Here is a 12,862-nt window from a genome sequence, read left to right as displayed (position 1 = left end):
GATCACTGCAGCCGCCGGGTCTGGACGGCCGGCAAGGTTCCATCGCGGAGAAAGGCTTCGACGTCCAACGCGTGCAGCGGTTGGCTGAAGAGGTGGCCCTGCATGTCCGCACAGCCGAGTTCCCCCAGTAGCCGCACCTGCGCCTCGTTCTCGACTCCCTCGGCGAGGGTGCGCAGGCCGAAGCTGCGAGCGATGCAGCAGAGGGCGTGGACGATTGCGGTCGCATTCGGGTTGTGCGGGACGAGCTCGCGCAGGAAGGACTGATCGATCTTGATGCTGTCGACCGGAAAGCGCCGGAGGAGGTTGAGCGACGAGTGACGGGTGCCGAAATCATCGATCGTGATGCGGCAGCCTAGGTTGCGCAGTTGCTTGACGAGGTCGATGTGCCGTTCCGCGTCCTGCAGCAGCAGGCTCTCGCTGATGTCGAGGTCGATCAGCCCAGCGTCGACGGCGTGTTCCTTCAGATCCCGCGCGAGCCGTTCAGGCAGGTCCTGACCCTCGAACTCCTTCGCTGCCAGGTTGAGGGTCAACCGCAGGCCGTGCAGGCCGCGCCGGTGCCATTCGGCCAGTTGCCGCAGCGCGGCTCGCCGTATCCAGTCGCCGAGCGCGGCGATCATGCCAGTCTCTTCCGCCAGCGGTATCAACGAGTCTGGCGGTATCAGCCCGAGCTGCGGGTGGTGCCAGCGGACCAGCGCCTCGACGGCGACCGTCCGGCGCTCGCTGACCCTGATCTGCGGCTGGTAACGCAGCTCGAACTGATCGCCTGTGGCGAGTGCGGTGCGCAGGTCGGACTCCAGCGTCAGCCGTCTGCTGTGTCCATCCTGCATGCTCGGGTCGTACTGCAGGTAGCCGTTCTTGCCGCGCCCCTTGACCTGGTACATCGCGATATCGGCGTTGCGCAGCAGCGACTCGGGCGTTTCGCCGTCGTCCGGGTAGAGCGCGATGCCGATACTGACGGTGGCGAGAAAGTCGATGCCGGCAATCCTGAAGGGCCGCCTTAGCTCCGCGAGCATCTTGGCGGCAATCACCGCGGCATCATCGCCGCTGCCAAGCTCGGGCAGCATGACCGTGAACTCGTCGCCACCCTGGCGCGCCAGGGTGTCTCCCGAACGCAGGCAACTGGCAGCGCGACGGGCAAAGGACTTCAGCAGTTCGTCTCCTTCCTGATGACCATAGGTATCGTTGACCAGCTTGAAGCGATCGATGTCGATGAACATGACCCCGACCCGCCGGTTCTTCCGGCGTGCCTGCTTCAGTGCCACGCCCAGCCGGTCCTTGAACAGGATGCGGTTGGGCAGTCCGGTCAGGATGTCGTGAAAGGCCTGGAAGCTGATCGTCTCCTCGGCCTTCTTGCGCTCGGTGATATCGCGCGCGACGCCTGAGGTGCCCATGAAATGGAGATTTGCCGGACCGTCGGTGGCGGCGTAGAGGCCCTGCGCACTGAGGATGGCGACGATGGTGCGGTTCTCGAAGTGCCGTACGCCTCGCGTCCTGCTCTGCAGACGAATCTCGACGTTGGTGCTGGCACGATCGCCGATGCGACGTTCGTTGAAGGCGAAGCGGGCATGTTCCAGGTCGTCCGGGTGCACGATCAGCGAGTAGTGCTGGCCAATGAGCTCTTCGCGCGAGTAGCCGAGCAGGGCTTGCACGCGGCCATTGACGAAGATGAATCGACCATTCCGGTCGAGTGTGTAGATGAGGTCCGGCGAGTGGTCGACCAGGAAGCGGTGCAGGCGCTCGGAGTGCTCGAGCCGCACCGACAACAGTGCGTGCTCCCTCTCGATCCGCCGCCGGTGCAGGACACGGCCGACGGTGTCGATCAGTTCCTGCGGGTCATCGTGCTTGCGGATGAACTCGCAGGCGCCATGCCGCAGGGCACGAATCGCCGAGTCGATCGACTCATCGCCACTGAAGACCACCACAGCCGTTGGTATGTGCTGCTGCACCATCCACTGCATGACTTCGAGGCCGCCAAAGTCGGGCAGGTTGAGATCGAGGATGACGACGTCTACGTCGCGTCTTTCAAGATGGCGTTGCGCCTCGCTGCCGGTGCCGCAGTCGTCGATCAGCCGACCCTCGGCGGCCAACAGATGGCGGTAGGCACCGCGTATCCGTTCCTCGTCATCGACGATGAGGATGCGGCTGCCGCCGCCGCTTTCTTCGGGTTCGGGGAACTGGGGCGAGAAATCGACGCTGGGTATGGCTTTCATCCTTACTCCTGACGCCTGTCGGGCGAGACATGCCTTTCCTGGTCCGCCCTGCCTCGCTGGCCCGGCACATTATCGGACGGATCCATGTCTGGCAAGAGGAAGGAAATCACTGTTCCGCTGCCCGGCTTGCTGCGGCAGGTGACGGGAATCCCCTGCCGCCGCGCCAGCGAACCGACGATCGACAGCCCGATTCCTCGCGGCTCGCCGAGGCGTGCCGCGACCGGTCGATAGATCGCCTGCATCGCCGCTTCGCTCATCCCGGGTCCATTGTCTTCGATGCACAGCTCGACGTAGCGGCGCCCCTGATGCAGGACATCGCCCGTCAGCGAAACCCTGATCACCTGCCCGCTGGCCAGCGCCTCCGACGCGTTCTTCCAGACGTTGAGCACCATCTGCTTGACACTGTCGCGGTCACAGCCGATGTCCATGGCTTGCGTGGGCAATGCCGTTTGCACCGCGATGCCGCGCGCATCGAACAGCGGCTGCCGGTAGAGCAGCAGCATTTCACGCAGCAGGTCGCCGACGTCGAATGCCGTGTCGCGGGCCGGCATCGGGGGCGTCTCGCTCATGCGCCGGACGATGCTCGAGACGCGTTCGATCTCCTCCGTCAGGACCCCGAGTTCCCGGTGTACCTCGGCGCCTGGCGGCAGCTTGCCATCGAGTATCCGCAGGTAGCCCCTGATGATCGTCAGCGGGTTGCCCGCCTCATGCACCATCCGCCGCGTCCGTTGCAGGAGGCGCGCCGCGGTCTCCTCCGCTGCCTGCGCGCGCACCTGTCTGGCCCGTTGCCAGCTATCGAGGCTGCTGCCGGCGATTCGGCCAAAATTCAGCAGGCAGGGCAGGCGCCGCGAAAGCGAAGCGTACTGGTCGCGGCCCAGACCGGCGATCATCACCCCTGTCGTCGTGCCGTGCGCGGTCATCGGGATGCACAACAAGCCGCTGCTGCACAGGGCGCGGGCAAACTGCATGTCGAGCAGCGAGGCCGGGGCCGGCGAGCGGTCCGCGTGAGAACAGCGGACCTGGTTGCTGACTGCGGCGGCAGCGGCGAGGCTCCGGTGAGGCTCGCAGATAAGGCTCGTCTGGCTGAAGAGCGCTGGCTGTCCGCTGACCTGCTGGCCGTTGAGCCTGCCGTCGGACGGATCGTGGAGCAGGAACGCGAGGTGGCTGAGGTCGAAAAGGATGCGTGCTGCTTCACGCAGGGCGAGGAACAGCTCGGCATCGGTGTCGAGTGCCAGCAGGTCGTCCTGCAGCGGTTGCAAGAGTGCCTTGTTGCCGATCAGGCTGGCGAGTTCGGTCTGTGCATCGGCAGATGCGGGCTTTCTGCTGCCGATCACTCGCGGCAGGCCGCGGGCAGCGCCACCCTCGCGGCTGGCCGGCGCCCGCATGCCGATGGCGTCGGCCACCATCGACATGCGCTGCGTCGCCTGGGCGCAGATGGCCGAGAGTTGGCCATCGCCGATGCCGTCGAACATCTGCCGCGCGATCTCGGCCACCGGCTCCGGGACCTCTTCACAGTCGGCCAGCGCATGTGCCAGCCAGATGACCTGGGCCAGTTGTGCGGCACCGACAATCCGCTCCGGCGGCTGGTGGTGGAACAGGATGCCGTCGGCGAAGGAAGAATCCAGATGCCATTGGTCAGCCAGCCAGGTGCCGATCTCGCAGTGATCGGTGCCCAGCAGTTCGATCTCCATCGCCGACAATGAGGACTCGCCGGGGCAGCCCGCCAGCACCTGCGCGTAGGGTTCACCAAGCGCCGAGAGCATGATGAGTTGTCCGACATCATGCAGCAGGGCGGCCAGGTAAGCTTCGTCGGGTCGAGGGTAACGGGTGGCGACCGCCAGCCCGCGCGAAATCTCGGCGACCAGCAGCGAGTGCGTCCAGAACTCTGAGAGATCGACTTCCGGTCCGCATCCCCTTTCTTCAAACAGGTTGCGGACCGACAGGCAGGTGGCAAGCGAACGTACCAGACGCGTACCAAGGGCCATCAGGCAACTCTCGATGCTTTGCAGTTCCTTGCCGCGGCGGACCGCCGACGAGTTGGCTGCCGTCAGGACGCGGGCGCACAGACCGGCATCCTGTTCGACCAGGCGGGCGAGCTCGGTCATCGTCGTGCCGTCATCATCGACCAGTTGCAGCAGCCGGAGCAGAATCTGCGGTGGCGAGGGTACTCGCCCCGACTGCACGGCGTGTCGGATCGACTCCGGCAGGCTATGCATCGACCGGCGCGTGTGCGCTGCCGTCAGCAGCGATGACTGCCAGGCAAGGGGGCGGCATGCGCAGGGTTCCCGATGCACATTCCAGGGGACGATGATTCGCGCGCACGGCGCTCGCTCCGGCTGCCTCGATGCCTTGGCACAGCTCATGCGAGATGAGTTGGAAGAGCGCGCGCAGCGGCTCGCTCATGCCATCGATCACCTGCTCCACCCGGAGAAGCGATGGAATGCGCATGCCGCGATGGTCGACCGGCTGGCCGATCTGCTGCAGGCGGACGCCGAGCCGCGCCAGGTTCGTCGCCAACTTGCGCTCGCTGAGGACCAGCAGGATGCTCACCCGGTATTGTCGTGCGAGAGCGATCAGACTCAGGTAGACGGCCAGCGCGAGATACGGCTGCCGCGGACGTTCGCTGGTCCCGAAATCCGCTTCCGAAATCGAGATGGGCCTGTCCTGCTCTCCCTGCCGGCGACGGTAGCTGCCGATGACCGCCAGCCGCGATATCTCGGCGATCCGGCTGCGCTCGCCCGCCATGGCAGAGACGAGCGCACGGTCGATCGTCTGCGCGCAGGCAAGCTCCACGGGCAGCTGCCCCGCGGGCTCTTCCGGGTCGAGCAGCACCAATCGGGCGCAACCGACATCCAGTCCGCTGGCGACGGACTGGACGAGGCAATGGACCGAGCGTGCATCGAACTCGTCACGTTCCAGACCATCAGGATTGACCGGCTCGAAGCCGAGTTCGCGACAGTACACCTGATGCCGCAGGCGGTAGTTCCGCGTCCGCAGATCACTGGTCAGCGCGGGAACCACCGTGAAATAGCGGCGGTAGCCCTCGCTCACAGTCAGTTCCGTCAGGCTGGGAAGAAACATCTGCCTCTCTTGAATCACTCACCTGCCCGCGGGCAGTGGAAGAGTTGGCATAGTACTACGAAGACGAAGTGCGGATCCCATCGCGGCCTTCGAGCCCGGCCGTCGTGGCTGCTGGATCGACGCCGATCGCAACCGGGCAAAGCGGCCCGGCCGTCGTTCTGGCGGGCGGTCCGGCAGTCACTCCAGCTTCTTGAGATAGTCCTTGGTGAACACCTTGTCGGGCAGGTCGCGTGACTTCATCCCGGTGTACTCGAGGACCGACTGCTCGCCTCCCCGCAAGGCATCTTCCATCACCAGCCGCGCTGGTCGCCTCTTGCCTTCCATGGTCTTGTAGTTCTCGTAGCGACAGGTCTTGAGCAGACGGTTTGACAGCGAATAGAACTCCGCCTTGGTCGGCGCGTAGTCCTTGGCTCGAACCCAGTACAGGACCTTCTGGTAGGTCACGCTGCGGTCGATGCCGGTCAGTTCGAGGACGTAGTGATCATCGCCGTCCACCTTCTCGCTGCGCAGCAGCCGCGGGTTGTAGTCGCCGGTGAAATTGGCGCGTGCCAAATCACCGTTGGCGACCTGGCCGGTCAAGCGTTGCGACAGCGCCAGCCGGATCGGCTGCGACACCTCGGGCATGAATACCCAGAGGTCTCGCCCCTTCATCAGCATGATCTGGCCGCGGTCGGAAGCAGGCTCGACAACCATCACGACGCTGTTCGTATTGCCCTTGGCAAGGACCCGGTACTTGCGGATGTCGGCCTTCTGCTCCCTGTCCACGCTGGTGACCGTCACGTCAACCTGGAAGCCATCGGCCGGAAAGCGGACCTGGTCGGCCTTTTCGACGATCATCCGCGCTTCGCCATCGTCGGTCGCTGTTGGCGCTGGTGTCTCGGATGCCGACGCCGAAGCAGTGCCGATGAACAGTGCGGCGGCAAGAAGCAAGCCGGCGTTGTTGACAGCGCTGTGACGGATGGTCATGATTTCCATAGTTCTAACCCTGTGTGCTGACCGTCGATCCGGTTGGCCGGAAGCGCCACCGCATGAAGGTTGTCCGCATCGAACACGTATACAAGGATTATCTGCTCGGCGAGCAGAAAGTCCAAGCCCTCAAGGACATCACCCTGTCGTTCGATCCCGGTGTCTTTCTCGCCATTGCCGGGCCGTCCGGCAGCGGCAAGACGACGCTGCTCAACCTGATCGGTTGCATCGACACGCCGACGCGCGGCAAGATCTACATCAACGATCAGGACGTCAGTGGCCGCACCCCGGATCAACTTGCCGATCTGCGCGCGCGAACGATCGGTTTCATCTTCCAGACCTTCAATCTCCTGCCGGTTCTGTCGGCGGCGGAGAACGTCGAATATCCGCTGCTGCAGCGTCAGGATCTGTCGCGCGAAGAGCGACAGCGGCGCGTCGCGCACTTCCTGGAGATCGTCGGGCTGTCCAAGTATGCCAGCCATCGACCGAACCAGTTGAGTGGCGGACAGCGCCAGCGCGTGGCCATTGCCAGGGCGCTGGCGATCCGGCCGGCGATCGTTCTGGCCGATGAACCGACGGCCAACCTCGACCACAAGACTGGTGAGGAGATCCTGCTGCTGATGAAGCGCATCAACCGCAAGCTGAAGACCACTTTCATCTTCTCGACTCATGACAAGCGAGTGATTGCCAAGGCTGACCGGCTGGTGCGCGTAGAGGATGGCGAGATTTCGCTGCTCGGGATGCGCAAGGATGCCAAATGGTCTTTCGCGCGTCATCGTGTCGCAGACGAGGGAAGTGGCAGCAACGGCGACAGTCGGCCGACGCCGCTGTCGACTTCGGCCGGAGAAAGGGCAGATGAAGGTCAGACCTAGTTTGCGCATGATTGGCCGCGCGGTCCTGCTGGCGAGCCTGTCGGTACCGGCAGCCAGTGCCGCGGATGCCCTGCCGAAGAGCCGCGCCGCGCTATTTGCCGACGACGAACCCGCTGCGACGCCGGCTGCAGAGGACAGTCGCGAAGCGCTCTTCGGCGACGATCTGCCGGCCCGGCAGCCGGCGGCCGAGCCACCGCGCAGTCGTGATTCGTTGTTTGCCGGCGACGACCTGCAGTCCTCGGCGGTGGCTGCCGCCGGCACTGCCGCCATTGCGTCGCCGCCTGCGCTCAAGGGCTTCTTCCAGAACCGGATGGCCTATACCTGGCCGAATCCCTCACACTGGTCGGAGATGATGAACCATTTCGACCTCAGCGCTCAGGGCCGCCTGAGCAGCAACGTCAAGTGGAAGCTCGGTGCGCGGGTGGACTATGATGCGGTCTACTCGCTGACCAGCTTCTACCCACAGTCGGTCGAGAACGACCAGCGCTTCAATTTCCTGTTGCGTGAGAACTACCTGGACATCAGTGCCGACAACTGGGATTTCCGCCTCGGTCGCCAGCAGATCGTTTGGGGCGAGATGGTCGGCCTGTTCTTCGGTGACGTCGTGTCCGCCAAGGATGTGCGTCACTTCGTGCTGCCTGAATTCGAGATTCTCCGCATCCCGCAGTGGGCGGCACGGGCAGAGTATTTCAAGGACGATTTCCACGCCGAGTTCATCTGGATACCGCTGGCCAGCTACGACAACATCGGCAAGCCGGGTGCCCAGTTCTTTGCCTACACGCCGCCACCGCCGCCTGGTTTCCAGACCGTCTTTCTCAACGAGAGGTTTCCGTCGAGCAGCCTGTCCAACACCAACTACGGCTTGCGGTTGTCGGTCCTGCGTGACGGCTGGGATGTCGCCGCCTTTGCCTACAGCAGCATGAGCGCAGCGCCGACCTTCTATCGCCAGGTCATCGACAATCCGCAGCCGACGGTGGTGTATGAGGCGAGACACAAGCGCATCGACCAGTTTGGTACCACCCTGGCCAAGGACTTCGGATCGGTGGTACTGAAAGCCGAAGCCGTGTATACCCGTGGTCGCGGCTTCGAACTCAACAACTTCAGCAGCCTGAGCGATGCCGACGGCGTCGTCGAGCAGAACGTCCTGGGCTGGGTGGTCGGTCTCGACTACAACGAGATCGCGGACACGCGGATCAACGTCCAGTTGTTCCAGCAACACATCTTCGACCGTGATCCGGGAATCATCCCGGAGACCAACGAGAACGGCTACAGCCTGCTCGTCAACCACAAGTTCGGCGACAAGGTGGAGGCGCAGGCGCTGTGGATCTCGAGCCTCAATCGCAGCGACTGGATGCTGCGGCCGCGGGTCAGCTGGAACTTCGAGAAGAACTGGCGTGCCGCGGTCGGTGTCGACATCTTCCACGGGCCGCCACTCGGCTATTTTGGCCGCTATGATGCCAACGACCGGGTGTACACCGAAGTCCGCTACAGTTTTTGACCCGCAGCGTCAGCCCGGCTGATTGACCAGCACCGCTGCGCCACGCAGCTGGCCGCTGCGCAGCCGCTCGAGCGCCTCGTTCGCCGCCGCCAACGGGAAGCACTCGACTTCCGTGCGCACGCCGGCGCGCGGTGCGATCGCCAAGAACTCCTCGCCATCGCGTCGCGTCAGGTTGGCGATCGAGCGGACGCAGCGTTCGCCCCAGAGGATGTCGTAGGGGAACTCCGGGATGTTGCTCATGTGGATGCCGGCGCAGACCACGGTGCCACCCTTGCGCAGCCCGCGCAGCGCCTGTGGTACCAGTTCGCCTGCCGGCGCGAAGAGGATCGCCGCGTCCATGAGCTGCGGTGGGGGTTCGTCGGCACCTCCGGCCCAGACCGCGCCCAGAGATCGCGCGAACTCTTGTCCGGCAACGTCGCCGGGCCTGGTGAAGGCGAACACCTCGCGTCCCTGCCAGCGGGCGACCTGCGCGATGATGTGCGCGGCAGCGCCGAAGCCGTAGACTCCGAGGCGCCGGGCGTCGCCCGCCGCCACCAGCGAGCGGTAGCCGATCAGCCCGGCGCAGAGCAGTGGCGCCGCTTCGGCGTCCGCGTATGCCTCAGGCAGGGCAAAGCAATAGCGCTGGTCGGCGAGAGTGAATTCGGCGTAGCCGCCGTCGAGCGTATAACCGGTGAACTCGGCCGCGTCGCAGAGGTTCTCGCTGCCGCCCGTACAGTACGCGCAGTGGCCGCAGGTGCGTCCGAGCCACGGCACGCCAACCCGCTGGCCAATGGCGAAGCGCTCGACGGCGGCGCCTTTCCGCACCACCACGCCGACGATTTCGTGACCCAGGATGAGCGGCAAGCGGGGCTGCCGGAGATCCCCGTCGACGACATGCAGATCGGTACGGCAGACGCCGCAGGCACGCACCGCGAGCAGCAACTGTTCGGCTCCGGGGCTTGGTCGGGGCACGTCGCGCAGGCGCAACGGTGTGCCCTGGGCATCGAGAAGCATCGCTTGCATGGCTCCCTCCAGCGGCAGTGATCGGTTTCGCGGCGCAACTCTGGCGGCTGGCGATCGCTCGCTGCGAAGCCCGGATGCCGCTGCAGCGATTCTAGTCCCGGCGTGTGGCGCAGGGCAAATCGTTGGCGATGCCGGCATCGGCGACGCACGACGGCCTCGCCGATGCCGGCATCCTGCGCTGGAACCTCGTCGGCGCCGGCAACCCGAACGCTGCCCCCATGCCGTACTGCTGCGGCCGCAGACGTTGCGCGACTTCGACCCGAAGACCCGCGCCGCCTGCCGTCGCGGATGTGGACCGGGATCAAGGTGCGCTGGCAGCTGGCGGGAAGATCCTCGCCAATTCCCGGTTTGGTGGTTTTCGGGTCAGGCCGCGCCGCTCTCCATGTGCTCGATCATCAACTGTGCCGTCTCGACACCGTTGTACTCATTGATCGCCAGCCGGTAGGCGGCGCGCATGTGGCGGCCGGGCGCCCGCTCGAAGTTGAACTGGATCGCGTCCACGATCTGCGTGCCCTTGCGCAGGCGGAGCTTGAGATGCTTCTCCTTGAGGATGCGCTGGCTCTCGACGACGAACTCGTCCTCGAACAATGGCGCCGGAAAGCCCTGTCCCCAGACCTCTGCCGCCAGCAGGCGGGCCGTCGCCAGCGAGAAGTAGGCCGACTCGAGGCCGCCGTCGGTTTCCAGCGTCTGCGTGCGGTCGGCCGGGGCGAGCAACTCGTCGGCGACGCGGGCGAAGGACTCGCTGAAAAGCGCAAAGTCGCTTTCGCGCAGGCTGACACCCGCGGCCATCGCGTGCCCGCCAAAGCGCAGCAGCAGGCCGGGCGACCGCTTGCTGACGAGGTCGAGCGCATCGCGCAGGTGCAGGCCCGCGATCGAGCGGCCCGAGCCCCTGATCTCGCCATCGTTGGCACGGGCAAAGGCGAACGCCGGCCGGTGCAGCCTCTCCTTGATGCGGGCGGCGAGGATGCCGACGACGCCCTGGTGCCATGTCGGGTCGAACAGGGAAACCGCTGCCGCATCGCCAGCCATCTCGGCGCCCCACGCGGCGAGCTGCTCGGACGCCTGCGCCTGCATTGTGGACTCGATTTCGCGGCGCTCGCGATTGAGGGCGTCGAGCTGCTGGGCAATGTTCATCGCTCGCCCCGGATCATCGGTGATCAGGCATTCGATGCCGAGCGACATGTCGGCGAGGCGCCCGGCGGCGTTCAGGCGTGGGCCGATCAGGAAGCCGAGGTCGACGCTGGAAGCCTGCGCCGGGTTGCGCCCGGCGGCACGGAACAGCGCCCGCACGCCCGGCGTCAGCCGGCCCTCACGGATGCGTCGCAGTCCCTGGCTGACCAGCACGCGGTTGTTGTGATCGAGGGTGACGACGTCGGCAACGGTGCCCAGGGCAACCAGGTCGAGCAGCGCAGCCAGGTTCGGTTCGTTCCGCCCAGCCGGCTCGGCGAACCATCCGCGGCGGCGCAGCTCCGCCCGCAGCGCCAGCATGACGTAGAAGATCACGCCGACGCCGGCCAGCGCCTTGCTCGCGAAGACGCAGCCGGCGAGATTCGGATTGACGATGCAATCGGCCGCCGGCAGCTCGTCTCCCGGCAGGTGGTGGTCGGTGATCAGCGTCGCCATGCCCAACTGGCGGGCGCGGGCGACACCCGCGACGCTGGCGATACCGTTGTCGACGGTCAGCAACAGGTCCGGGCCGGCGCGCGCAGCCAGTTCGACGATGTCAGGCGACAGGCCGTAGCCGTAGGTGAAACGGTTCGGCACCAGATAGTCCACGCGCGCGCCGAAGGCGCGCAGCGCGCGGACGGCGACCGCGCAGGCGGTGGCGCCGTCACAGTCGTAGTCGGCGACGATCAGGATCTTCCGCTGCCGGGCGATGTGGTCGGCCAGCAGCAGCGCCGCTTCGGCGGCGTTGGTCAGCCCGGCGGGCGGCAGGAGCGAGCGGAAATCGTAGTCCAGCTCGGCGCTCGAGCGGACGCCACGCCCGGCGTAGATGCGTGCCAGCAGCGGGTGCAGCCCCTGCTGCTCGAGCTGCCACTGGCTGCGCGAGCTGGCCGCTCTCTGCCGCAGGCGCGTCATGGAGCGGTCGCTGCCAGGCCGCGGGCGATCGCCTGCAGCGTCTGCGGTCGCAGCCAGAGCTTCCATTGCGCGCGTGCGTCGCTGGTCCACGACAGCAGGCCGTAGGCCGTCGGCGCCTGCAGGCACAGCCGGCGCACCCGGCCGCTGGCCAGTGCCTGCTGCAAGGGCGCAAACCAGCGTCCCTCGAGTTCGAGCAGGGCGGCGCGATAGGCCGCTCCATCCTCGTATTGCACGCACGACTGCAAGTCGTCGACCACGACCAGATGCCGGCCGCCGCGGGCTGCCTGCGCCAGGAGGGCAGCGGCGTCATCGGGCAGATCGCGGATGTGGCTGCCGGCGACGCGCCCGCAGCCGCGCGTCAGCGCGAGATCGCTCCAGACGTCGGTTACCGAGGCGTCGCCGGCGGTCGGCAGGCGGCCGGCCCCCCACAGCCAGAGACTGTTGATCGTTGCCCGACCGGCCTCGTCGCGCCGCTGATTGACCGGATGCTGGTGCAACAACATCTGCGCCTCGTTCAGCAGGCGGCGGAGCCAACGGGCCTCGGCCGTCTCCGGGAGTTGCCGGATGACACTGCGGCCAGCCACAGCCGACAGCGGTAGCACGTCGAAGTATCCGGGTTCGTGGCCGGCGGCCAGTTCGAGATACCAGCGGTCGCTGCTGGCGAGGTGGAATCTGCCGACATCGGCAAAGTGGCGATCGAGCGCATCGACGAGGGCCCCTGCCTCGCTCGCCGCGATGTCCAGCGTCGCGGCATCGGCAAGGATCAGACGCTCCTGATGCAGGCGCAGATGGATCGGGTCGGCGCAGAGCCAGACGGCGCCGCCGGCCGCCGGGGCATGTTCCTCGCCATGCACACGGCAGGCGGCGTAGGCCGTGTTGTCGGCGACGCCGAAGGCATCGCAGAGCGTCGCCTCGAGCGATCGTGGCGCGTGGCGCTGCAGCCTGCTGCGCGCGAGCAGGGTGGCGAGGCCGGGAACCGCCAGTTCGGCCAGTGTTTCGCGGTCGTCCGGTTCGGGCCAGACGAGTTCGGGAACGACGAGAGTGATCTGCATGCGCCGGGAATGAAGCTGCGGTCAACGAGACGGGGACGGGTTGAGGGGGTGGTCGGACCGGTGCTGGTGGCGCGGGTCGCACGTCCGCCGACCGGCGCGACT

The 12,862-nt window shown here is 66.1% G+C and carries 9 protein-coding genes; 2 read left to right on the top strand and 7 right to left on the bottom strand.

Going from position 1 to position 12,862, the window contains the following annotated elements; all coding sequences use genetic code 11:
• Nucleotides 1-2: 2 nt before the first annotated feature.
• The 4 genes from NFW30_RS00885 to NFW30_RS00870 form a co-directional block, all read right to left on the bottom strand.
• A complete protein-coding gene (locus tag NFW30_RS00885; protein ID WP_295349962.1) occupies nt 3-2,210 on the bottom strand; it encodes an EAL domain-containing protein in 2,208 nt (735 codons plus the stop codon).
• 2 nt (nt 2,211-2,212) lie between these two features.
• Nucleotides 2,213-4,426 (bottom strand): HDOD domain-containing protein, encoded by a 2,214-nt coding sequence (locus NFW30_RS00880; RefSeq protein ID WP_295349960.1) that lies wholly within the window; start codon nt 4,424-4,426, stop codon nt 2,213-2,215.
• Nucleotides 4,419-5,291, bottom strand: coding sequence for a PEP-CTERM/exosortase system-associated acyltransferase (locus tag NFW30_RS00875; RefSeq protein WP_295349958.1), 873 nt, complete (start codon nt 5,289-5,291; stop codon nt 4,419-4,421). The genes NFW30_RS00880 and NFW30_RS00875 overlap by 8 nt, the downstream gene beginning before the upstream one ends.
• Before the next feature lie 177 nt (nt 5,292-5,468).
• Complete coding sequence (locus NFW30_RS00870; protein ID WP_295349956.1) at nt 5,469-6,266, bottom strand: outer membrane lipoprotein-sorting protein; 798 nt, start codon at nt 6,264-6,266, stop codon at nt 5,469-5,471.
• A gap of 53 nt (nt 6,267-6,319) precedes the next feature.
• Here NFW30_RS00870 and NFW30_RS00865 point away from each other — a divergent pair, with 53 nt between their 5' ends.
• Nucleotides 6,320-7,129 (top strand): ABC transporter ATP-binding protein, encoded by an 810-nt coding sequence (locus NFW30_RS00865; protein ID WP_295349954.1) that lies wholly within the window; start codon nt 6,320-6,322, stop codon nt 7,127-7,129.
• Complete coding sequence (locus NFW30_RS00860; protein WP_295349952.1) at nt 7,113-8,627, top strand: DUF1302 family protein; 1,515 nt, start codon at nt 7,113-7,115, stop codon at nt 8,625-8,627. The genes NFW30_RS00865 and NFW30_RS00860 overlap by 17 nt, the downstream gene beginning before the upstream one ends.
• Before the next feature lie 9 nt (nt 8,628-8,636).
• Here the strand turns inward: NFW30_RS00860 and NFW30_RS00855 are convergent, their stop codons facing one another.
• The 3 genes from NFW30_RS00855 to NFW30_RS00845 all read right to left on the bottom strand — a co-directional run bounded on the left by NFW30_RS00855 (nt 8,637) and on the right by NFW30_RS00845 (nt 12,760).
• The gene (locus NFW30_RS00855; protein WP_295349949.1) at nt 8,637-9,629 is read right to left on the bottom strand and encodes a zinc-dependent alcohol dehydrogenase family protein; all 993 of its coding nucleotides are present in this window, start codon (nt 9,627-9,629) and stop codon (nt 8,637-8,639) included.
• 363 nt (nt 9,630-9,992) lie between these two features.
• Nucleotides 9,993-11,708 (bottom strand): single-stranded-DNA-specific exonuclease RecJ, encoded by a 1,716-nt coding sequence (gene recJ / locus NFW30_RS00850; protein ID WP_295349947.1) that lies wholly within the window; start codon nt 11,706-11,708, stop codon nt 9,993-9,995.
• Nucleotides 11,705-12,760 carry a hypothetical protein gene (locus NFW30_RS00845; protein WP_295349945.1) on the bottom strand — a complete coding sequence of 352 codons (1,056 nt, stop codon included), beginning with the start codon at nt 12,758-12,760 and terminating at the stop codon, nt 11,705-11,707. Before NFW30_RS00845 ends, recJ begins: the two co-directional genes overlap by 4 nt.
• Between the last annotated feature and the right edge of the window lie 102 nt (nt 12,761-12,862).

Source organism: Accumulibacter sp. (genome assembly GCF_023806635.1).
Classification (GTDB): domain Bacteria; phylum Pseudomonadota; class Gammaproteobacteria; order Burkholderiales; family Rhodocyclaceae; genus Accumulibacter.
This window is presented reverse-complemented; position numbering and strand designations above follow the sequence as displayed.